The 23,303-nt window shown below is 29.7% G+C and carries 23 protein-coding genes; 11 read left to right on the forward strand and 12 right to left on the reverse strand.

Annotated elements, in window-relative coordinates:
* Position 1 precedes the first annotated feature (1 nt).
* The 3 genes from N456_RS20830 (at position 2) to N456_RS20840 (ending at position 2,214) form a co-directional block, all read left to right on the forward strand.
* Positions 2 to 448, forward strand: coding sequence for a FixH family protein (locus N456_RS20830; RefSeq protein ID WP_062061562.1), 447 nt, complete (start codon positions 2 to 4; stop codon positions 446 to 448).
* Positions 449 to 451: 3 nt separating this feature from the next.
* Positions 452 to 1,153 (forward strand): sulfite exporter TauE/SafE family protein, encoded by a 702-nt coding sequence (locus N456_RS20835; protein WP_062061565.1) that lies wholly within the window; start codon positions 452 to 454, stop codon positions 1,151 to 1,153.
* Between the two features lie 188 nt (positions 1,154 to 1,341).
* Positions 1,342 to 2,214, forward strand: a complete 873-nt coding sequence (locus N456_RS20840) for a sterol desaturase family protein (RefSeq protein ID WP_062061567.1) — start codon at positions 1,342 to 1,344, stop codon at positions 2,212 to 2,214.
* 58 nt (positions 2,215 to 2,272) lie between these two features.
* Here N456_RS20840 and hemN read toward each other — a convergent pair whose 3' ends face one another.
* The 4 genes from hemN to N456_RS20860 form a co-directional block, all read right to left on the reverse strand.
* Positions 2,273 to 3,637 carry an oxygen-independent coproporphyrinogen III oxidase gene (gene hemN, locus N456_RS20845; RefSeq protein ID WP_062061766.1) on the reverse strand — a complete coding sequence of 455 codons (1,365 nt, stop codon included), beginning with the start codon at positions 3,635 to 3,637 and terminating at the stop codon, positions 2,273 to 2,275.
* An 87-nt stretch (positions 3,638 to 3,724) separates the two neighbouring features.
* Positions 3,725 to 4,558, reverse strand: coding sequence for a universal stress protein (locus N456_RS20850; RefSeq protein WP_062061570.1), 834 nt, complete (start codon positions 4,556 to 4,558; stop codon positions 3,725 to 3,727).
* Positions 4,559 to 4,642: 84 nt separating this feature from the next.
* A complete protein-coding gene (locus N456_RS20855) occupies positions 4,643 to 5,701 on the reverse strand; it encodes a response regulator (protein WP_062061574.1) in 1,059 nt (352 codons plus the stop codon).
* A gap of 75 nt (positions 5,702 to 5,776) precedes the next feature.
* Positions 5,777 to 7,012, reverse strand: a complete 1,236-nt coding sequence (locus tag N456_RS20860; RefSeq protein WP_062061577.1) for a PAS domain-containing sensor histidine kinase — start codon at positions 7,010 to 7,012, stop codon at positions 5,777 to 5,779.
* Positions 7,013 to 7,112: 100 nt separating this feature from the next.
* On the opposite strand from N456_RS20860, the gene N456_RS20865 reads away from it, so the two are divergent.
* The 3 genes from N456_RS20865 (at position 7,113) to trxA (ending at position 8,815) form a co-directional block, all read left to right on the forward strand.
* Complete coding sequence (locus tag N456_RS20865) at positions 7,113 to 7,532, forward strand: hypothetical protein (RefSeq protein ID WP_062061580.1); 420 nt, start codon at positions 7,113 to 7,115, stop codon at positions 7,530 to 7,532.
* Positions 7,533 to 7,559: 27 nt separating this feature from the next.
* Positions 7,560 to 8,438: an RsiV family protein gene (locus N456_RS20870; protein WP_062061582.1), complete on the forward strand. Its 879-nt coding sequence runs from the start codon at positions 7,560 to 7,562 to the stop codon at positions 8,436 to 8,438.
* A gap of 77 nt (positions 8,439 to 8,515) precedes the next feature.
* Positions 8,516 to 8,815: a thioredoxin gene (trxA, locus tag N456_RS20875; RefSeq protein WP_062061585.1), complete on the forward strand. Its 300-nt coding sequence runs from the start codon at positions 8,516 to 8,518 to the stop codon at positions 8,813 to 8,815.
* 174 nt (positions 8,816 to 8,989) lie between these two features.
* Here trxA and N456_RS20880 read toward each other — a convergent pair whose 3' ends face one another.
* Complete coding sequence (locus tag N456_RS20880) at positions 8,990 to 9,829, reverse strand: universal stress protein (RefSeq protein ID WP_062061587.1); 840 nt, start codon at positions 9,827 to 9,829, stop codon at positions 8,990 to 8,992.
* Positions 9,830 to 9,951: 122 nt separating this feature from the next.
* Between N456_RS20880 and N456_RS20885 the strand changes: the two genes are divergently transcribed.
* Complete coding sequence (locus N456_RS20885; protein WP_062061590.1) at positions 9,952 to 10,221, forward strand: acylphosphatase; 270 nt, start codon at positions 9,952 to 9,954, stop codon at positions 10,219 to 10,221.
* A gap of 147 nt (positions 10,222 to 10,368) precedes the next feature.
* On the opposite strand, the gene N456_RS20890 is transcribed toward N456_RS20885, so the two are convergent.
* From N456_RS20890 to N456_RS20910, 5 genes are all read right to left on the reverse strand, one after another.
* Positions 10,369 to 10,818, reverse strand: coding sequence for a YHS domain-containing (seleno)protein (locus N456_RS20890; protein ID WP_062061593.1), 450 nt, complete (start codon positions 10,816 to 10,818; stop codon positions 10,369 to 10,371).
* Between the two features lie 89 nt (positions 10,819 to 10,907).
* Positions 10,908 to 11,426, reverse strand: coding sequence for a DUF350 domain-containing protein (locus tag N456_RS20895; protein ID WP_148639398.1), 519 nt, complete (start codon positions 11,424 to 11,426; stop codon positions 10,908 to 10,910).
* Positions 11,427 to 11,430: 4 nt separating this feature from the next.
* Complete coding sequence (locus N456_RS20900; protein WP_062061599.1) at positions 11,431 to 12,441, reverse strand: hypothetical protein; 1,011 nt, start codon at positions 12,439 to 12,441, stop codon at positions 11,431 to 11,433.
* A gap of 2 nt (positions 12,442 to 12,443) precedes the next feature.
* Entirely contained in the window at positions 12,444 to 13,442 is a 999-nt protein-coding gene (locus N456_RS20905; protein ID WP_338021443.1) for a LuxE/PaaK family acyltransferase, read from the reverse strand.
* Positions 13,443 to 13,562: 120 nt separating this feature from the next.
* On the reverse strand, positions 13,563 to 13,907 hold the full coding sequence (locus N456_RS20910) for a T9SS type A sorting domain-containing protein (protein ID WP_062061605.1): 345 nt from the start codon (positions 13,905 to 13,907) through the stop codon (positions 13,563 to 13,565).
* Positions 13,908 to 14,202: 295 nt separating this feature from the next.
* On the opposite strand from N456_RS20910, the gene N456_RS20915 reads away from it, so the two are divergent.
* Entirely contained in the window at positions 14,203 to 15,609 is a 1,407-nt protein-coding gene (locus tag N456_RS20915) for an MATE family efflux transporter (protein ID WP_062061607.1), read from the forward strand.
* A gap of 74 nt (positions 15,610 to 15,683) precedes the next feature.
* Here the strand turns inward: N456_RS20915 and N456_RS20920 are convergent, their stop codons facing one another.
* Positions 15,684 to 18,944, reverse strand: coding sequence for a tetratricopeptide repeat protein (locus N456_RS20920; RefSeq protein ID WP_062061610.1), 3,261 nt, complete (start codon positions 18,942 to 18,944; stop codon positions 15,684 to 15,686).
* Positions 18,945 to 19,067: 123 nt separating this feature from the next.
* On the opposite strand from N456_RS20920, the gene N456_RS20925 reads away from it, so the two are divergent.
* Together N456_RS20925 and N456_RS20930 are read left to right on the forward strand one after the other, a co-directional pair.
* Positions 19,068 to 19,667, forward strand: a complete 600-nt coding sequence (locus tag N456_RS20925; RefSeq protein ID WP_062061613.1) for an RNA polymerase sigma factor — start codon at positions 19,068 to 19,070, stop codon at positions 19,665 to 19,667.
* Positions 19,660 to 20,412 (forward strand): tetratricopeptide repeat protein, encoded by a 753-nt coding sequence (locus tag N456_RS20930; protein ID WP_062061616.1) that lies wholly within the window; start codon positions 19,660 to 19,662, stop codon positions 20,410 to 20,412. Before N456_RS20925 ends, N456_RS20930 begins: the two co-directional genes overlap by 8 nt.
* A 104-nt stretch (positions 20,413 to 20,516) precedes the next feature.
* Here N456_RS20930 and N456_RS20935 read toward each other — a convergent pair whose 3' ends face one another.
* Complete coding sequence (locus N456_RS20935; protein WP_062061619.1) at positions 20,517 to 22,016, reverse strand: thrombospondin type 3 repeat-containing protein; 1,500 nt, start codon at positions 22,014 to 22,016, stop codon at positions 20,517 to 20,519.
* Between the two features lie 509 nt (positions 22,017 to 22,525).
* Between N456_RS20935 and N456_RS20940 the strand changes: the two genes are divergently transcribed.
* Positions 22,526 to 23,299, forward strand: coding sequence for a DUF6261 family protein (locus N456_RS20940; protein ID WP_062061622.1), 774 nt, complete (start codon positions 22,526 to 22,528; stop codon positions 23,297 to 23,299).
* Positions 23,300 to 23,303: the final 4 nt, after the last annotated feature.

The following is a 23,303-nucleotide window of genomic DNA, read 5'->3' on the forward strand; positions in this document are numbered from 1 at the left end:
TATGAAAATAAACTGGGGAACATCTATCGTATTAGTTTTTATAGGGTTTATGTCTTTTATCTTATACTTTGTAATACGAATGAATACAGATAAAAAGTATGAACATGATCTGGTAACAGAAGATTATTATAAAAAAGAACTTGCTTTTCAGCAGGAAATTAATGCTGAAGAAAATTCAAAATCTTTAAAGAATAATATTAGTGTTAAAAAAACAGATAAAGGATTGGTGATTTCTTTTCCTGAAGATAAAAACTATAAAGAAATCTCAGGAAGTATATTTTTATACAGACCATCTAATGATAAACTAGATTTTAGAATCCCTATTTCACTTTCTGATCCAGAGTTTCTTATCAAGGATGAGAATATGATAGAAGGACGATGGAATATAACTGTAGATTGGAAGTATGAACAAAATCGTTATTTGTATAAAGAATCATTTACGTATTAATAAATGTTAATATCAGCATTTATATTAGGCTTGTTAGGTAGTTTTCACTGTATAGGAATGTGTGGTCCTATAGCCTTTATGTTACCTGTAAATAGATCTAATACTATTCAAAAATTCTTTCAGGTATTCTTATATCACTTAGGGAGATTATTGGCGTATAGTATTATTGGATTATTCTTTGGGGTTATAGGAAAAAGCCTAAACCTTTTTGGATTACAACAAAAACTATCCATTGCAGTTGGAGTTGTGATGATTATTGTAGTATTGATTCCCTATCATTTTTTTATAAAATATAATTTTTCGAAACCGATATACAGAATTATAGCTAAGGTTAAAAATGGGTTAGGTGCAGCTTTAAAAAAGAAAACACCAGATACATTTCTTTCTATTGGTTTTTTAAATGGATTTTTACCCTGCGGTCTAGTATATATGGCAGTTTTTGGAGCTATCGGATCAGGTCATATCCTTAAAGGAAGTTTATATATGCTCCTATTTGGATTAGGAACCATTCCCCTAATGACTATAGCTGTATACATAGGAAATTTTTTAACACAAAAATCAAGACAGTATATCCAACAGGCAATACCAATATTTGTGATATTAATAGGATTATTATTTATTATACGTGGGCTTGGTTTAGGGATTCCTTATCTTTCCCCAAAACCGGTTGTAGAAGAGGTTTCTGCAAATTTTGACTGTCACTAGTAAAAAAAACTTTTTTACACATTAAAACGTTTTTATTGCTATTTCATTAGCTTGTGTTTAAGGTAGTGGTTTTAATAAGGCATTATTTTTTAGTAAGTTATTTATAACGTAAAAGACTAATTTAAATATTAGAATTGGATATCTATTAGGTGTTAAATTTAGTAGTATTGTATTGAGTATTATAGGATATGAGTAGGTATGTAGAAGCATTTGTTGATTCTTTTGTGGGGAGTATACATTGGATATGGCAATCAATATTGTTTGAAGTTCCTTGGTATGTCAATTATTTTTGGGGGCTTATATTGATCTCATTAATAGTTTGGGGAATGGAGATTATTTTTCCTTGGAGAAAGAATCAGTCAATTATTAGAAAAGATTTTTGGTTGGATGGTTGTTATATGTTTTTTAATTTTTTCGTTTTTAGTATTATTATAAGTGGCTTTTATAAAATACTAGAGTTATCATTTAAAGATTTAGGAGTTTCTACAACGAGTTTTTCGGTAATAGATATTTCTACTATGCCAATATCATTACAACTGGTATTGTTTTTTATAACTTTAGATTTTGTACAATGGTGTACCCATATTTTACTTCATAAATATCCATTTCTTTGGAGATTTCATAAAATACATCATTCTGTTAAGGAAATGGGATTTGCAGCTCATCTACGCTACCACTGGGTTGAAAATATTTTATATAAACCATTAAAAACTATCATGATTATGATTCTGGGAGGTTTTGAACCAGAACAGGCATATGTTGTACATTTTTTAGCAATTATTATTGGACACCTTAATCATTCTAATATTAAGATTACATGGGGGGTATTAAAATATATTTTTAATAATCCTGTAATGCACTTGTATCATCATTCTTATAGGTTACCAGAGGGTATGTATGGGGTGAATTTTGGAATCAGCCTAAGCATATGGGATTATATTTTTAAGACAAATTATATACCAGAAGATAGCGGAACAATAGAATTAGGCTTCTCTGATGAAGAGAAAATACCGAATAGTTTTCTAAAACAACTTGTATATGGTTTTAGTAAACGTCAATAGTATTTAGTAATTTTTTCTGACGTAAACTTAAACATGCTTTAATAGAGAAGTTATCTTTCTATACTGTCATAGAGAATAGCATTGTTTCGGGTTTATTACGTTGTAATCTTAAATCAAAAGCCATACAGATATTACGAATGAAAGGATATCCTTTCTGAGTTACTTGCATAGTATCATCATTTATAATTAATAACCCATCTCTTTCCAGTTCTTTTAAATTTTGTAATACCTCAGGGAGTTCTTTAAAATACAAATTATCATTTTTCCAGTCCGTATTAAAATGGCACATTAGGTTTAAAATATGCTGTCTGATGATCTGATCTTCTTTACTGAGAATATGACCTCGATATACAGGTATAATACCTTCGGTTACCAAATGTTGGTATGCTTCGATATTCTTAACATTTTGGGCAAAACCATACCAGCTATCACTAATTGCAGATACACCTAGACCGATCATCATATGTGTTTTGGAGGCTGTATATCCCATAAAATTGCGATGCAAGGTTTGGTCTTTCATAGATCGATAAAGAGAATCATTTTTTAAAGCAAAGTGATCCATTCCAATCTCTATGTAACCTACTTCTGATAATAATTTCTTTCCTATTTCATATTGTTTTCGTTTTTGTTCTCCAGTTGGTAAGTCTGAATCCATAAAACCTCGTTGTCCATTACCTTTTTGCCATGGCACATGTGCATAGCTATAAAATGCTAAGCGATCAGGTTTTAATTCTTTTGTTTTATTGATGGTGTCTCTTACAGCTTTTTCTGTCTGAAAAGGTAGCCCAAAAATAATATCATGCCCTACAGAGGTAAAACCAATTGCTCTGGCTGTTTCTGTAACATGTTTTACATTTTCAAATGGTTGTATTCTATGGATTGCTTTTTGAACAGTTGGGTCATAATCTTGTACACCAAAACTCACTCTTCTAAAACCAATGGCATATAAAGCTTGTAAATGCTCTTTTGTAGTATTATTAGGATGTCCTTCAAAACTGAATTCACAACTTTTTGCTTTTTCTACACCATAAAAAATACCATCAATCAAATAGCGTAAATTTTCTGGTGAAAAAAAAGTAGGTGTACCTCCTCCTAAGTGTAGTTCTTTTATTTTGGGTTTGATCTTAAAAAGTTTAAGATATAATTGCCATTCTTTTAGTACAGCATTTATATAAGGAGTCTCTACATCGTGTCGTTTTGTAATACGTTTATTACATCCGCAAAAGGTACACATGCTTTCACAAAAAGGTAAATGAATATATAAGCTTATACCTTCCTTATCATTACTCTCTGTAAATGATTGTTGTACAGATGTGCTCCATTTTTTTAACGAAAAAGTATCTACATCCCAATAAGGAACTGTAGGATAGCTTGTATATCGTGGTCCAGGGATATTATATTTATCAATTAGATTTTTACGCATTTTTAGGTTTTTTGAACTATTTATGATTAATAAACCAGTACGTATTTGATGAGCTGGCTCTACGATAATCATGATATGAGGTATTCATTATTCATGCAATACCAAAAAAGGAATATTGGTATGATAGCTTATTTTTTCTACAGTAGGATGAAATAAAATACGTTGAAAAAAATTAAGATTTTTAGCAATCATAGTGATTATATCAATATTTCTACTTTCTACAAAGCATTGTACAGCTTCTTCAATATTAGGATTGGATAAAAAATGAAAACTATGTTGTATCTCATCAAGAGAATCATCTAGAAAATTCTTGTTCTTTTTTTGTAAATCAGTTAAGTTTTTTTCTTTTTTGGCAATATGTACTATTCGTAAAGTAGCATCATTTAAAGTAAGCATGTCCATAATTGTATTCAATACCCGACTTTTATAATACATATTATAGTCTGTAGGAAAAGCAATTTCTTTAGGTTTGATATAAGTAGCTTTCTCAGGAATAACTAAAACAGGACATTTTACTTTTGTAATCACATCCCCAGTATTACTTCCTATAGTTTTTTCTTTGAGTCCCGAAGCTCCTTTGGTTCCCATGATAATAAAATCAATATTCTTTTCTTTAATTTGTCTTCTAATTGCATCTACAAAGAAAATATATTCATTAATAGTAAAAAACGAGTGTCCTGGATTTATAGATAACTGTTGTATTTTCTTAAGTAATAGTTGTAATTTCTTTTGATCACTAACGATATTTTGATCTACTGTTATAGTTGAGTTATATAAAGAATTTGTACCAACCATTTCTTCGAAAGGGGATACATGTAATAAGTAGAAATTGCATTTCATTGTTTTTAAAAATGATAATGCATATTCTATGGCATTCCATGAGTTTTTAGAAAAATCTGTAGGGATTAGTACATTCTTCATTTTAAATACTTTCTAATACAGCAAATGTATTAGGATGTATTGATGAAAAATATGACAAAAATCAGTTTAAGTGCTTTTGTATTTTTATTCAATAAGCTGAAGACCTGCTAAATTTAAAATTTTTATGTTACGCCCTTCGATTTCGATTAGACCATCTTTTTTAAAATTAGATAATGTACGTATCAAGCTTTCTGTAGCAATACCGGCAACACTCGCAAGATCACTTCTGGATATTTTAATACTTTCTTCAGATTTTTTATTGAGTACTTCTGCAAATTGAAGTATGGTTTGTGCTGTTTTTTTGCGCACTGAACTATACGCCATCTGTAGTAATTGTTCTTTGATATCAGAAAGATTAGTAGTAAGTAACTCCATTAATTCTAGAGATATATTCTTACTTTTCTCCAAGATATCTTTTAGATTAGTTTTTGATATTCCTGCCAATTCTGAATCTTCAACTGTTGTTGCGGATTCTAAATAAGGAGTATTATCTACAAACGAAGTAAATCCTAAGAAATCATCAGCCTTATGTAAAGAGGTAATTAACTCTTTACCGTTTTCATCCATTTTATGGTTTTTAACAACTCCTTTTAGGATAAGGTATATCATATTAGAATGATCCCCTTCTTTATAAATTACCTCTCCTTTTTTAAATCTAGAAATCTCACCATAATCATCAAAAAAGTTCTTAAGCTCATGTAAGTTTTTAAGACCATTATCTTCAGAAACTACTATTGGTGTAGAAGACTGTTCTTTGATAGTTCTAGAGATTATGGCAGCTTTAGCAAGACGACTCTCAATAGCACTCAATAATTCATCTTCTTCAAAAGGTTTGGTTAGATAATCATCTGCTCCTAGATCCATTCCTTTTCGTATTTCTTTATGTTCGGTTTTTGCAGATAAAAATATAAAAGGAATAGAATTAGTTGTAGCATCATAGGATAAGGCTTCAAGCACGCCATACCCATCAACTTCGGGCATCATGATATCGCAGATAATAACATCTGGTTTTTCTTCTTTAGCTTTGATAATTCCCAGTTTGCCATTTGGAGATGTGATCACGTTATAATCAGAAAGCTCTAAAAGTTCAGCAGTATTTTCTCTAAGTACCGTATCATCTTCAATTAAAAGAATAGTTTTCATCCGTTTATATTTAGTATTATTTTAAGGTCAGATGGAATTTGTAAATAATTGTTACCATATCCATCATGACAAATCTTATGAATCAAGAACATTAGTTATGGGTATTGTAATTATAAAAACAGAACCTTGGTTTTCTTTACTTGTAAAAGAAATATTTCCTCCCAGATTTTCCAAATGACTTTTGACTATGTTTAATCCGATACCTGTACCTTGATCTAACAAGGCATTTTCTGCTCTAAAATAGCGTTTAAAGATAAAACCTTGTTCTTTTTTGGGGATACCAATACCTTGATCAATAATTTTAACCGTAAGAATGTTATTTTCATAATATACCTGCAAATCTATAATGGTATGCTCTCCAGAATATTTAATAGCATTATTCATTAAATTAGATAATACAAGCTCTAAAATTTTTTCATCAAACTCTATTACATAATCATCGATATCTTTAGGGTAGTTTATTCTCTGCCCATCTTTAAGCAACATATTAGCATCATAGACTACTTCATTAATTAATTTACTAAGAGGAAATTGGCTAAACTTATAAGTAACCTTGCCTGTTTCTAAACGTTCGATAGATAAAAAATCATTAAGGATATTATCTAAGTATTTCACTTTATTTTTGATGGTATCTAGGTGTTTTTTTCTTTTTTCTTGCTGTTCTGTTTTACTATATTTTCCTGCAAGTGTAGCTGAGGTGAGGATACCACTTAGTGGTGTTTTAAACTCGTGAGAAACAAGCGATAAGAATTTTGTTTTTAACTCGCTAAGGTCTCGTTCTTTTTTTAAAGATTCCTGTGTTTTGGTTTCAGCCTCCTTACGAAGAATTACTTCTTCTTTTAGTTCTTGTATAGTATGATGCAATTCTTCTGTACGTTCCTCTATTTTTTGCTCTAACTGAGTGTTTAGATGTTGTATTTGCTGTTCTTGTTGTTTTCTAAGAGTGATATCAATAACTAGCGCCATTACATAGTTATTGCCATAAATGGCAAATGGATTTAGACCAGCTTCTACAGGAAAAATAGTTCCATCTTTTCGTACTCCAAAAAGATCTCGGCCTTTACCCATATTTCGTTTTTCACTATGACTTACAAAACCTTCAAAATGATGATGATGATTGTGATGATGTTTTTTAGGAATCAATATATTAAGGTGTTTTCCGATCAATTCATCTGTGTTATAACCAAAAATTTGATTAGCAGATCCATTAGTTGCAACGATGACTTGATCCTCATTAACTACAATGATTCCTTCTGAAATAGCTTCAGAAAGTAATTTGAAAATATTATTGTCTTTTTCGAAAACTTTCATTTGTCAAAAATAAGGATTTTGATTAGTTAACAGAACTGATATATATCATAAAAAACCTCATTATTGCTATCTAAATTTATCATAAATAAATTATTTAACAATGGATGATAAAAAGAATATTGAAATTGAATTTTATCAAAATCTTGGTAAGCTATTTTATGCAATTGCAATTGCGGATAAAGTAATTCAAAAATCAGAATATAATTTGTTAAGAAAAATTGTGAAATCAGAATGGTCAAAGACAAGCCTTATAGAAGATGAGTTTGGGATAGATGCGATCTATCAAATCGAAATTGTTTTTGATTGGTTAGATTATGAAGAAGAATTAAATGCTGAGGAATATTTTGAGCAGTTCGAAGTGTACTATAAAGAAAATACAACTTATTTTACAGATAGCGTAAAAGAGTCAATATGGGATACTACCAATACTATAGCAGGTGTTTTTTCTGGAAAAAATAAATCCGAATTAATACTACTAGGGCGGTTAAAACTGATTTTAGAAAATACGGCTATTAAATAAAAGTATCTAATACCTAATATAATATTTATGAAAACGTTAATCACTATCCTTATCGTACTACATTTTGCCTCTTGTAAGGAAGAAAGGTCTCCTCAAAAAGAATTAGATGAACAAGAAATAGAGACTAAACAAATTGTAGAAGAGGATACAGCAACTGCAATATCATTTTTTTCTGAAAAAAAACTAGAGTTAAATCATAAAAAAAATAAATCAATAAAAAAACAGCGATTGATAGAGGCTGAGGATGATAAAATTCAATTACAAGAGTTAGTCGTCTCTAAGAGTTTTTTAAAGAAAGAAGATTTGTATATTTTGGATTATCAATATCCTTATCTCAATGAGAAAATTAATCCTTCTTACTCTATATTTAATGACTTTATTGTAGAAAATTATCTAAACATCGAAAAAACCGAAAATCAAATCCTCGAAGATAAAGAATTGCTCTGTGACACATTAAAGATTAATAGATTTAGAGATAAAAGAAGTCTTGATTATAAGATTTATAATGTAAAAAATGATCTTATTAGTGTAGTACTTTATAAAGAGAATTATTATTCAGGAATGATATACACTACATATACGTTTGATTGTATAAATTTTGATCTTAAAAAACAAGATTTTATATATTTTAATGATTTTTTTATAGCAAACTCAGAAGAAGTGCTCTTTACCACTATAAATACGATTATAAAAGAAAGCATCAATTCTGGAGAATTATATTATGATTGTTGGGAGCTATCAAAAGGAGATTTTAAGGCATATAAAAACAATTTTGTAGTCAATGGCGATGCGATAGAGTTTTATTTTGATGATTGCATTATTTGCCCTTCATATACAGGAACGTATTTTATCGAAATTCCAATCAAGAAAATTGTACATCTTATAAAAAAAACAAATATCTTATAAAATATAACCATTTCTTACAGTAGTTTTATTTTTCAATTCATTATTCTATTTTAGTAATAAAAAATAGCAACAGTATAATGAAGAGTAATTTTAGTGATATTATAGATTCGAAAATCCCTGTATTAATAGATTTTTATGCAAATTGGTGTGGCCCATGTAAAATGTTGGCACCTATTCTTAAAAAAGTAAAAGATGAATTAGGAGAAACAATCAAAGTTGTAAAAATAGATGTGGATAAAAATCAACCTTTAGCCGAAAAATATCAAGTTCGTGGTGTTCCAACAATGATTTTGTTTAAAGAAGGGAAGCAGCTATGGAGACAATCCGGAGTATTACAAAAAGAAGAAATTATTAGCATAATAAAATCTACTAGCTAAGTCAATAATGTCTAAGAAAATTAAAGAATAAGATGTTTTTAGAAAAAATAATTTGATTTAGAGACAAGTCTTGATGGTGTTAAAGGGGTAAATTATAGGAGTTAAAAAAAAGGGAATAAAATCAGAATTCGATTTCTTCCCTTTTTTAATTTTAGAATAGATACATATCTATTTTTATATTTTGAATGTTAGTACAGGTTTGTTTGCATGATTGGCAATATCTTCTCCTATACTTACATTAAAAAAATGTGCTAATCCACGACGCCCATGAGTTGGTATTGCAATGATATCAGCTTTTATTTTATTACTGTAATTAAAAATACCGCTTTCTACACTATAATCACAATAATACACTACCTTACTATACATGTCTAGATTTCCTGCGTCTGCTTTAAAAAGGAATTCTTTTACACTTTCTTCCATTTGATCAGAGCTTTTAAATTTTTCTCCTGGCAGATTAATATAAAGCAAATGTACATTGGCATTTAAAGTATCGAATAATCGCATAGCATTATGGTATGGGCGAATATTCTCAATCTTAAAATCACAGGCAAATACTACTTCCTTGATACTAAAATTATCCATAGGATTTTTTATGATCAGGACAGGGATATCAGAAGTCCGCACTACTTTTTCTGCGTTAGATCCTATAAATACTTCTTCTCGTAATCCACTAGTACCATGTGATCCCATCACAATAAGATCAATATCATTTTTGAGAGCTAGGTCATTAATTTCGCTAAATATTTTATAATTCTGTACAAGTTGTGTAACAGTAATTCCTTCTAAATATTCTTTGTCTAAAAAAGAGTTAAATCTTTTTTCAGCAAGTTTCATATAATACATTGCTTCACTTGCTTCCTGAGCTTCATTTTTAATTAATACTGCTTCGGATAATCCTAGCATATGTAATACTACGATTTCTGAGTTTTGTTGTTTTGCTAATAATGCAGCAGCCTGTAATGCATATTCTGAATAGTTAGAAAAATCTATGGGAACAAGAATTTTTTTCATGATTACGTGTTTTTATATTATCAAAATTAGAAGATATTACGACTATTTGCTATGATAATTATCATGTTCTTATCGGTTATTTAGAGAGAATATTTTGATATCTTTATACTTTATTAAAAACAATGACAAAACATTATAATATTACAATAACAGGAAAAGTTCAGGGAGTTTGGTATAGAAAAAGTACTCAAGAAAAAGCTAAGACGCTTAAAATTAATGGGTATGTAAAAAATCTACCAAATGGAGATGTATATATAGAAGCTGAAGGAGATGATCATCAATTAAATGCTCTAGTAGAATGGTGTAACATAGGATCCGAATTTGCAAAAGTAAATACTGTTTCTTTTGAAGAAAGTAACGTACAGTTTTTTGAGGATTTTAATATTCTATGATAACCAGATGTACTGTTCTAAGTATAAAGAAAAAGATACTAAAAAAACAAAGCCTACTAGAGATTTCTCATAGCAAGCTTTGTTAACTAACCAATCAATTATTATTGAAAAAAACTAAGCATTACATACAGCTTCAATAACACTGTATTACTTTTTTATTTTAATTTTTTGCCAATTATTATCAGCTATATTTTTTAATTTTTTAGCATCTTCTTGTACCCATTTATTTAATGTGTTCACTCCCCAAGAGTTATAAAACAAATAGAGTTTACCATCTCTTATTTCAAAAGTTTTGGGGTTGATATCTACTTTTTCATTGTTTACAGCTATAGCGTAGGCACAATACCCTCCATATTGCGGAATATAGCTATCAGGATTGCATTTAAATTTGTCTAAATTTTTTTGATTTGCAAATCTGTATTTTACATTATCATGAGTTACTACAAATTTATTATTTCCTTTAACGGCTTTCTTATTAAAGTATTCAGTAACATCATAACCTTCGGCTACGAAATCCTTAGTTATATTATAATCTATCTGTTGAGCTGTTATACTAGTTATAAATATTAAAAACGGTATGATTACATATATTTTCATGTAGTGCCTTTTTTACATTTCTTATATTTCAGTCGTGAAAAAAAGAGGAGTATTACATTTTTAACATATTTATATTAGTTTTTAGTAAATTATAGTAAAAAATTAGTAGTTTCTGGATATGGAATTAGAGCACTGATTAATAAACGAATACTATCTTTTGCTATTAGAGTAATTGATAGTAATGTAGCAGTGACAATTATAGCAGAAGCGACATTGTTTTGTTGGATGTCTTTAAATTCATTAACTCCTTTGGTTAAAGCAGAAAAAAGAATAAATACCGAGGTATTAATGAGTATAGCAAAGATAAAACCAATACCTAAGTAGAGTCCGGAATACTGTATGATTTTTTCGAATGTGATTTCATTTTCTCCAGACATAGATAATCGTATCATGTTGGTGATAGAAGGAATGATCTCTCCAAGTATGATACCGATAGAAAGGATAATCCCAGCTGCAAAAATAGAAAATGCCATATTATCTTCTCTAAGAGAAATATTTTTCAAAAATATTTTTTGCAAAATTTTAAAAGAAATAAATAGAATAAGTACAGAAATTATAGTGGCTAGAGCTATTTCTATAAAAGCAAGAGTTATTAATTTAGTTTGCATAGTATTAGATATTATTAAGTACAATGTACCAATGACTTATATCATCAAAGTTTTTTGGTAATGTACCGATTGTAAAATGTTTACTTGTAGTTTCCCAGGTGTAGTACCGTTTTCCGTTATGTAATTTATATATTCCTTTTGCAGGGATATTGAGTCCAAGAATAGAATGCTTGTAATAATCACTGTTAAGTATCGCTACATCATATCCAAAATAGCTCAAAAACGCATAAATAATTACAGTTCTGGTGTCACAATCTCCTTTTAGATTTCCCATAAAGCCTAGAGGGTTTTGGATTCCAAAAGGAATACTACCAATACAACAATCAGAACATTTTTCTAAAACTACTCTAATAGATTTTTCATACTTATAAGGAGATAAGCAAGCTGTCTCAAAAACAAAAGAGTAAGGGATATCTTGTATGAATGTCACTACCATTTCTGCAAACTCTAACTGGTTTAGCTGATTTGTATTTTTAATAGTGCTAAGCTCTTTAAGGATTAAATCTAATTTTGGAGTATCCGAGATTACTAAATAATTATATAATTCTCCCCAAGAATGTTGTTTACGTTTATGTGCATTAGTAAAGTATTCTTGTTTAGAAGAAAAATAATCTTTCTCTCTAATTGAAAATTTACCCTTATATGTATTACCATAGTTATCACTCCATTTTCTGTCCTGACGTAATAACACAATAGAATCGCCTTCTTCTAAAACTTTTTCGCGATAAATATATTCTGAAATATCAGATTCTTGATGTGCTATAGATAAAGGAATCATATCGAGTATATACTGCAATCCTGTTATGAGTATTAAAAATAAGATACTGTACCTAATATAACTCCAATTAAATTTAGCTGATTTAGATTTTCCTAATACCCATGAAAGTAATAGTACTATGATAGTAAACGATGTATATAAAGAGATTGGAATAAAGGTTTGTATAAAACTACTGAGTATTAAGGACACTATTAGTATTGCCAAAAAAGAAAAACAACCCGATTTCTTTTGTGTCATATTTATAGAGCCATTAGGTTGCAGCCTCTAATATCGCTATGGTCAAATCTACCTAGGATTTCGAAACTTCCATTATCATTAATTTTTCCTAGATCTTGAGTAGCAAGAAAAGAACAGGAATTTAGATTTGCTAAATCTATGATATTTATTCCTCCAGTTTTGTTTACTCCTGATGGAGTCAATGCATCTTCAGGGTTTCTGATAGAGACTTTCATCCATGGTGGACAGTAAAATATACCATCTCCTTTAGAATATGCCTGAGATAACAATTCGGTCATCCCATATTCGCTATGAATTTTTGAAATCTTAAAGCCATCTTTAAGAATCTGATGTAATTCTTCGCGGATGATTTCTTTTCTACGTCCTTTCATTCCTCCTGTTTCCATAACTACAACTCTGTCATTCAGTTTAATATCATAGTCTTCAATAAGGTCTAATAAGGCAAAAGATACTCCTAGTAGGAGTACTTTTTTTTCTTTAGAAATAAGTTGTTTGAGAGTTTGGATTAGTTTTTTAGTATCATGCAGATAAAATCCGCTTTCAGAATTGTTACTATCAAGAATCAGTTTTTCTGCCATATATACGAGAGAAGATCCATCTCTCTCTAAGTAAGAGGGTAGTAATGCTAATACGATATAATTGGTAATATCTCCATAGAAGTATTGAAAACCTTTTCTAAAACTGTTTTCATATACAGTAAGGTCACTAACATAATGCTTACTGGTTGTATTACCTGTGGTACCACTACTAGTGAAAATTTTTTGTACCTCTTCTGTAGTGCTTATTATTTTCTCTTGTTTAAAAAATTGAATAGGTAAATAAGGAATGTCATCGATACATTTTACCGAGGTCTTTGTAATTCCTAAAAGATTACAAAATCTTTGATAAATTGTGTTATAGATATACTGGTGTTTAAAAACAGATAGTGCTGATCGCTCAAATTCGGTATCGTTTTGAATAGAAAAAAAGAGATCAGATTGCATAAGTATGATATGTTCTATAAAAGTTTATAGAACAAAGGTATAAAAAACAAGTCTTACAACTAGCTGATGATTTTATAAGGTCTTATTAAAAGTATAATATCTCGTGTATCTAACGATTTAGATGCTATGATCTATACTTCAGTTTCTTACAAGTTTTCTTGTAGCTGTTTTTCCTTCTTCTTTAATTCTAAGAACATAAACAGCAGGTGGTAAAGATGAGATGTTTAATTCTTTACCTATCAATACTTTAAACATTATTTTCTCGCCTAATACTGTGAAAATAGAAACTGTTTTGGTTAAATTTTTATTAGAAGTAATATATAAGATATCACCATTCGCAGGGTTAGGAAAAATACTTAAATCTTCAATCTTTATATCTTTGGTGTCTTGTTTTTTTATAGAATTGGACTGTGCTTGAACTCCTGAGGTAGAGGAGAAGCTAACAATGCCAATAAATAGAATTAGTAAGTAGATTTTTTTCATATTATACAGTTATTTTGGGACAGTAAATGTACAACATTAAAATTAGAATTACCATCAAAAATAAACATACTTACCTGTTAAACACACATGTAGTAGTTATCGAGTATATATATTATGGTTTTAGCGTAGTTTTTATTTTGTGAATTTAAAATATTATCTCATATTTGTTCCATCATGAAGCTATAAAAGAATTATATACGTATTGTGTAACATTTATATTACACATTTATAAGAGCTAAAGATCTTTTCTTTGGTCTATTTCCTATCTATTTTTAATAATTCATATTTTATACTAATGACTCAATATAAATTTTCTCTTACCCGTTTATTCTCATATTTTAAAACTGCATTAACAGGAAAAGAACAAGAATTCACTTCTGGGAGTATCCGTAGAGCAGTTTTTATGCTTTCGGTTCCGATGGTTCTGGAAATGATGATGGAATCTGTGTTTTTTCTTGTAGATGCATACTATGTTTCTAGTCTAGGAGCTAATGCAATAGCAGCAGTTGGGCTAACAGAATCAGTTCTTACACTAGTATATGCTGTTGCTATAGGGCTTAGTATGGGTGTTACTGCAATTGTTGCCCGTAGAGTGGGCGAACAAGATATTAAAGGTGCTTCGCAAACAGCAATACAATCAATTTTTGTAGGAATAGCAATAGCTATTATTATCAGTGTACTAGGGATTGTTTTTCCTAAAGAAATTCTAGGGCTTATGGGAGCCGAACCTGATCTTATAGCAGATGGATATGGATATACTCAGATATTACTGGGGGGTAATGTAACCATTATGTTGCTGTTTATAATTAATGCGATATTTCGTGGAGCAGGAGATGCAGCAGTAGCAATGCGAGTATTGATTTTTTCTAATGTATTAAATATTATTCTCGATCCAATTTTTATTTTTGGGTTTGGTCCCGTTCCCGCATTTGGAGTTCAGGGAGCTGCAATTGCTACTACAATTGGTAGAGGTAGTGCTGTGATATTTCAGTTATTAATTCTTTTTTATGGATGGAGTAAAATCAAAGTTACTTTTAGAGATATTGTTTTTCGAGCAGGGATTATGTTTAATTTAATTAAAGTATCTCTGGGGGGGATAGGACAGTTTATTATAGGGACTTCTAGTTGGGTATTCTTAATGCGAATCATGGCAGAGTTTGGTAGTGAGGTACTAGCAGGGTATACTATTGCTATTAGAGTATTAATGTTTACACTAATGCCTTCTTGGGGGATGAGTAATGCCGCAGCGACACTGGTAGGTCAAAACCTAGGAGCATCAAAACCCGAACGTGCTGAAGAATCGGTTTGGAAAACAGGAAAGTATAATGCTATTTTTATGGCGGTAGTATCTATAATATATCTATTGTTCGCAGAGGCGATTATCAAAATCTTTAGTGATGAGGTAATGATTGTAACCTATGGAGCACTAAGCTTGCGTGTAATCGCTGCAGGGTATGTATTCTATGCTTATGGGATGGTGGTTATACAATCTTTTAACGGAGCAGGAGACACTAAAACTCCCACAATTATCAATTTCTTTTGTTTTTGGGTATTTCAATTACCTTTTGCATATCTAGCAGCTTTAGTGTTCGATTGGGGAGCAATGGGAGTATTTCTTGCAATTACTTTTGCTGAGATATTGATTGCGATTATAGGAATTATTTGGTTTAGAAAAGGAGCATGGAAAAAGATAAAGGTATAGTTTTTTAGAATCCTCACAGGTCTTTAAGACCTGTGAGGATCCTAAAAAAACTTGATGAAATGTGACACTGTAGCTTATCTGATTTTTTGTTTCCTATATAAAATTGTTCCTAAAACCAGAATTATACAACACACTACAATACCAAGAATCCAATATAATGTAGTATCTGTAGTAAAGGAAATAGGAGCAGAACTACCTATAATATAAAACCCTCCCCAGTAAAAAGGATGTGTTCTATGGATATTTGCGGTATTCAGATATTTTAGTTTTGCTTGTTGTAGTGCTTTAGACTTATTCATACCTTTTTTTAGATTAGTATAAAAATTTTTAATAATCTTTGGAGTAGTTTGATCTGATATCTCCCAATTGCTTAACAATAAGCTTTTGGTACCTGCATATTGAAAAGCATTTCCTAAGCTCATGATACCTTCTCCTTTGGCAATTTTTCCTGTACCTGTATTGCAGGCGCTCAGTACAGTAAGTTCTGCGGGGATATCCATTGCAAATAACTCATGACTATACAATAGATTATCTTGTACTGTATCTTTGGTTTTGGTAAAGTATAGTTTGGAGTTTTCGGGATGCTCATGATCTACATCTCCATGTAGTGCAAGGTGGAGTATACTATATTGATTTGCATTTTTCTTAAAGTTGCTTTCGTTTGCTTGTGGACCAAAATAATATTTTCCATCTATGATATCAGCTATAGCTTTAATCTCTTCTCTAGTACCTGGTAAATCGTCTAAATTATCTCTTAACTCAGAGAAACGTATAGTATTTGTGTTTTTGGTTTGTGTACTATCCGAAAAAGAAAATGCAAGACATTCTTTTAGCATGTTTGGGTTTTGAGATCTCTGATCATTAGCAAACAGAACATTTGCAGAATTGGCATAAGAAATAGCATATTTACGAAGTAGATAAGGAAATCGTTTTGGATCGTTAGAAGCTTCTTGCTGGGTGTGTAATAGTTCAAAATTAAGATGCCATAAAGCACCATCTGGGATAATGATCAATTCTTCTCCTTTGATTTTGGTTGCTATAGGCTGTATAAGGCTATTGTATAGTTGTGTAGCAAGGGTTTTATAAGGTTTTATATTTTTAGAAATAATGTTTTGATGAAAATGTGTTATACTCTGATTTAGTTGTGGCGTATCTGTTTTGGTAAGTGCCATTGTGTTTTTGGTAATTGCAAAGGTATAGGTTATGCTGTCTGTGGTAAAAAACTCTAATAGTGTAGTGTTTTCTGAGATCTTTTTTTGAAGATCTGCAACAGATAAAGAAGTGGTATTGTATTTTAATTGGTAATAATTAGGATAGGTGTTTTCTAAAACTGTATGTAAGGAATCTTGTGATTTTTTAATGTCAAATAGTTTATTCTCATATAAGACAAGTTTTGTACTATCTATGTGGGTGTTGGATTGCTCTTTAATAATTTGTGAGGTATAAAATGCGTAATCTGTTTTTAAGGTATGCTCAAATTCTATAGTCTCTACAGGTAATCCAGAAAACTGTTTGGCATTAGTTTCCTGAAGTAGTTCTTGTAAGGTATTAGCTTTGCTTTTTTCGCTATAATAAAAAGCTTGGTGTAAGGCTTCTGGGTTTTTATTGGATTGATATAATAGGTAGTTGGCTTCTATAGCATCGGTATAAATCTCTTTAACCGTTTTTGCAAAAGTGAGTTTGTCTTCATAATCTTGAGTAGTTTGCCTAATATAAGTGGTTAAGGAATCTATTTCTTGATATGTTACTATACTTTTATTAAGAAAGTCTGTGTTGTTTTTTAGAAAATAGATTTCTTTAAGAGAAAAAGCTTTTCCTTTTAAAGTGGCTAAAAGAATACGTGTGTTAAAGAAAAGTGAAGGAGTGATTTTGTTGTTGGGATTATAAATTTGATCTTTTTTTAGGTTTGCTTCTATTGCTTTTTTATAATTTATTAAAGCGGAATCATTTTTTTTACTTTTAGAATAAATTTTGGCAATACTATTATAATATTTTGCAGTAGTATAATTCTTTTTTCCAAATATGGTTAAGCTAATATTTAATGACTTTTGAGCAAAGGCTAGGGCTTTATGATATACTTTTATATCTTTATAAATATCAGCAATATCTCCATAGGATTTAATAGCTTCAAAACTGTCTTTGCCAAATATTTTTGTTTTAATATCCATTCCTTTTTTTATAAAGACTATAGCTTTATCATATTGTTTAAGCTTTCTATATATATTACCTAAGTTATTATAACTTCTAGCGACATCAAGGCAATTTTGACCATGATTTTTGATTATAATTTTTAGTGCTTTTTTTTGGTATTCAATTGCTTTTTGATACTCTTGTTTTCTTTCAAATATAGCTCCGATATTGTTATAAGATCTTGAGGTTTTAAGGTTATCTTTTCCAAATATTCTTTTTCTAATTGTAAGTGCTTTTTTGTGATACATTTCTGCTTTATTATATTTACCTAGATTCTTATAAACTACACCAAGATTATTATAAAAAGAGGCTACATGGTGATTGTTTTTTCCTGTTATTAAAAGCTGATTTTTTAGTGCCTGCTCAAATTTTTTTATAGCTTCTTTATATTGCGCTTTTTTTGAAAAAATAACTCCAATATTGTTATGTTGATGAACTATAGCAGGGTTATTATTTCTGAATGCTCTTTTTTCAATACAAATTGATTCTTGTAGAAAAAGAATAGCTTTTTCAAACTCTCCTTTAGAATAGTAAATACCTGCAATATGGTTATGTGAATTAGTAGTATTTGAATTGTTGTTGTTTTTTATTTCTAGACTTTTTTCAAAATATTCTAGCGCAATATTTAGTTTCCCGTTTTTTAGATAACTCAGTCCTAAATTATCTAGCGTAATAGCTATGCTAGAGTGTTTTTTTGGAAGTGTTTTATTTTGAATTTCCAACGCTTTTTTAAAGTTGATGATGGCATTTGAGAAATATAAAGTTTTTAAATAATAAGTACCAATTTGATTATAAGCGTCCCCTTTTTCTTTAATATCATTTTGAAATTTTGATAAGGAAATTTCTAAAGCTTTTTTTGAATTTAATAACGACTCCTCAAAAAGAGATTTCTGCCCTAAGTTATTAGCAATTTTATTATAACAAGAAACTACTTTTTTCCAAGAGTTATTCGTTTGGTATATGTTTAAAGCTTTTTTAAAATATACAATAGAGCTATCCAGTTTTTTGTCAGTTAACAAAGAGTCAGCTTTTTTATAATATGCAGAGGCAATAAGAGTATCTTTTGAGGCTTGTGCAGACAGGGGAAAATTACTAAAAATTAACAGTACTATTATACTTGTTTTTATAACAAAAAAAGACTTCATACGTTTTAAGGTTTGGCTAAAGGTTTAGTAAACATAAAGAACTTAAAAATGTTATTTTTTAATGCAGATTTAAAAAGATTTAATGATTTAGTAATATTACTGATAGTATAAGTGTGTTAATCTATGAAGGGTATAAAAGATCAAGAAATCTTACAAGGTATATTGACAGGAGATACAGCAGTTATAAAAGATTTTTACAAAGAAAACTTTAAATATATTAGAGGGTATATTCTTCAAAGCTCTGGTAATAAAGAAGATGTAGAAGATGTTTTTCAGGATGCTTTGGTAGTGTTATATCAAAAATTAGAGTCGGATTCTCTAGAACTGAACGTGGCATTACGTACCTATTTTTTTGCTATCTGTAAAAATTTATGGAAGAAGAGGTTACAAAAGAAAAGTAAATTATATACTACTGATACAATTTTTGATATTTCTGAAGAATTGGATATTGGTATTGTCGAAATGTTAGAAAATAAAGAGCGAGAACATATCTATCGCAAATATTTTTTAAAATTATCTGAGGCTTGTCAAAAATTGTTATCTATGGTTTTTGAAGAAAAAAGTATGCGACAGATTGCTTCCGAAACAGGGTATTCAGAAGGCTATGCTAGAAAGAAAAAATTTGAATGCAAAAAACATTTAATGGAACGTATAGAAAGTGATCCGATATACGAAGAATTAAAAGTGCATACTCCACAAAAAAAGAATAGAAGTTATGAATAGGTCATTATCAACCTTTGATAAGATAGAAGATTTTCTAGCAAATCGGTTATCTATAGAAGATCATGCAGCTTTTAAAAAAGAAATGACTAAAAATTCTCAATTACAACTAGAAGTAGAACGACACCGAATTTTACAAGATGTACTGCGAGATAAAAGGGTGTTGGATTTTAAGAAAAACTTGCAAAGCATACAACAAGAGTTTTATGAAGAAGAAAATGTAGAGATTATAGAAAAACAAAAGTCGCTGTATAGGTATTGGAAGATTGCAGCAGTCGTTATACTCTTATTAGGTGTAAGTGGTATGATATGGCAGACTTTTATACCAACAAATTTAATGCAAGATTTATATACAGCATATTATACACCGTATCCTATAACAGTAGGTACACGAAGTGAAACAGAAGAAAACTGGGAAACAATAGTAGAAGAGTATGCTATCGGTAATTATACTAAGGTGGTTTCTGTTTTCGAAACCTTAGATACGATATCGTTAACCGAAGAGATGAAGTTATGTATAGGAAATAGTTATTTACATACCCATCAAGAACAAAAAGCTATTGTAATGTTTAGTAATATTCGTAAGGATAGTGGTCTGTATGAGGATGCATTATGGTATCTAACACTTACTTATATAAAAATGGAAGAGTGTAAAAATGCGATCACTATATTAGAGAAAATTATGCTGTATAATGGTAAGTATAGAGATAAAGCTATACAAGTTAAAGAAAAATTACAGTCTCTTTGATTTTATACTATTTTTTTAGAAAGTAAAAGACCAGAAATCAAAAATATATGTTTTTGATTTCCGGTCTTTATTAGTAAAAAACTTAGGTCTTGATGAAGACTAGATTATTTTGCTACTTTATAGGTTTCTATATCATTTTTTATAATATAAAATCCTTTTGGTAAGTTTTGGACTACCATATTTTCTTCTTCTTTTGTAGTGACTGTTTTTTTAACTATTTGCATTCCAGAAATAGTGAATACAGATACATCGTAAGGTTTACCTATTTTATGTTTTGTATATAGATTTTGTTTAGAACAATACTTGCATTTTAATGCTGTTGGGATATTTACAAAGTTATTCTTTTTATTGGCATCTTTACTTCCTGGCTCTACATCAATTACAATATAATAATTACCTTGTTGTGTTTGAAAATCATCATAGTTTACATCTGCACTCACAGAATACCTTTTATGTGCCTTTATACTAGGAATTTTCACTGTTTTTTTCTTAGCTTTTAGTCCCTGAGTACTATTATAGTTTTTAGAAAGATAAAAATTCACCTCTACAGGTTCAGATGCGCTTGTTCCAATGTTTTCTATTGTAAAGTGCATGGTTACACTACCAATTGAACCACCTTGGGTAAATTCCATTAAATGTTTGTTTACAGGAAAAATTCCTCCTGCGAATCTTGGATTTAATAAATTTAATTGAGAATTACAGTTAAAACAGTTACTCATAACAGTTACATTAGATTCTTTAAGTCGTAAATCATATCCAGTATCAACAACAGGACACCCGTTATTAGAAGCAGGACCTGCTACATTGGGGCAGTTATCTTGTGAATTAAGAACTCCATCATTATCATTATCCCCTTCTGGTATTGTATATGTAAACTGTTTAGTGATTCCTGCATATTTAGCAACTAATATGAACTTTTTTCTTGGTTTCGTATTGTAGTTAATTAGAGAAGTTACCCACATTTTTTGTGTGGTATATGAATTAAAAATTAGATTTTCATCATCTTCTCTATTCCAATAAATTCTACCTATTTCATTAGAAGAACTAACAGAATCATAATATACGACCAAATCAATTTGATGATACCCATGTGTAGCATAGGTATAATCTCCTTTGATTTGAAAGTCATAGTCAAACTTTGTTCCTTTAGAATAATTTTGATTGACATTTTCATTGACGATAAAGTTTCTTACATCAAGCTTTCTAGGATTAGAGTTTTGAAGGCAATCATTTATTATTTTTATTTTTGCCACATTTTCTGGTCTAAATATAGAGTAGTAATCGTCACCATCATTAGGCCATTGGCGTATGTGTTTTAAATAATAATAGTTAAAACCAAGACCAAAATTCATGTAGTAAAATTTACCAACTACTAATGGTTTATCTATAGTTATATTTACTGAATACATATTTGAAATTCTACTTGAATTTATTTCTTTTCCACAATTTTTCTTGATAATTGATAAATCAATTTTTTGACCATCAATATGTGAATATAAACGATAATCCATTTCTTTTCTTCCTGCTATCTCTGCGTTAGAAAAAGAACTAAAGGACACTAAAATCAGTAATAATTGTAAAATGTAATACTTTAAATTTTTCATCATAAAAGGTTTTAAAAAGTTTGATTTATATTTTTATATGGGTTAATCCCTTTTAAACAGAAAATGTTACGGGTAAAAAAAGATAGATAACGATTACTTAACATAGAGCGATACACTTCCATTTCACTAAAACAAAGCGCTTTTCTATTACTAATAGAAGAGCGCTTTGTTTTACCTCAAGAAAAAATATTTTTTTCCCAGTTTCAAAAAATGAAACTGGTAGCTCTTATTATTGTATCGATAATAGCAATATAGTAAGTTTATGAGAGCGAGAAATTGATTAGAGATTGTATCCATTTAACCTAAAAGTACTATTGAAATCTCAGTAGAGGAGCTAATCTATTAGAATTAAGTACTATGTTTTCTTAAGCAATAATATAACTGTTATATCATATCTCGGATTTTCTGAGACAATATTCTGAGGTTAGAATTATGCCACGGATTTTCCGTGGTAAAATTATAACTCGTAGAATCATTCTAAATAAATTAATTTAAATATTTAAATATAGATGAATACTTTATTAGTACTACCACAATTACAAAAATTTAAAAATGGAGAATTTTCTAAATATATCCGTACTGTAATCGAATTAGGAGAAGAGCAAGATATGGAGCGTTTAGATCTCGAGTTGTATGCAGCTAAGTTAAAAGAAGCGTATACTAATTTTAGAACAGTATACAAGAAAAACCGAGGAAGCTTACTAACTCCAGAAATGGTAATGTATGATCGCTATCGTGATAATGGTTTAAAACTATTTCAAAGAAGTATAAAGCTTATTGCTGATTTTGCCCGTAAGGAGGAAGATCGTAATAGAGCTAGTCGTATTTATAGAGTGATCAGTAAACACGGAAAAGCAATCTATGATATGGCATATAACCAACAAGGAGGAATAATGGATGAGATTATCGAAGAAATAGAAGGAGATGATATTTTACTTACTACAGTAGAAAACTTAGGGCAGCGTCAATCATTTCTGGAGATGAAAGAAGCTCATACTAATTTTGATATTATGTTTAAAGAAAGAGTAAAGGAGCAGCAACGAGAGCAAACAAAATTAAATTTAAGAGACTTGCGAGGGTATACCCAAGATGCCTATAGAGAATTGTTTGACTGGATTTTTATTAATGCCAAAACTAAGGGGATAGAGCAGTTTGAAACATATATAGGAAACCTTAATACACTTACAGAGCAATATAATCTATCTGTAGAACGCCGTTTAAACAACGGTAGAAATATTAGTGAAGAACTTGATGATGATTTTGACCAAAACCAAGGAGAGTGAAGAT

This window comes from Aquimarina longa SW024 (genome assembly GCF_001401755.1).
Classification (GTDB): domain Bacteria; phylum Bacteroidota; class Bacteroidia; order Flavobacteriales; family Flavobacteriaceae; genus Aquimarina; species Aquimarina longa.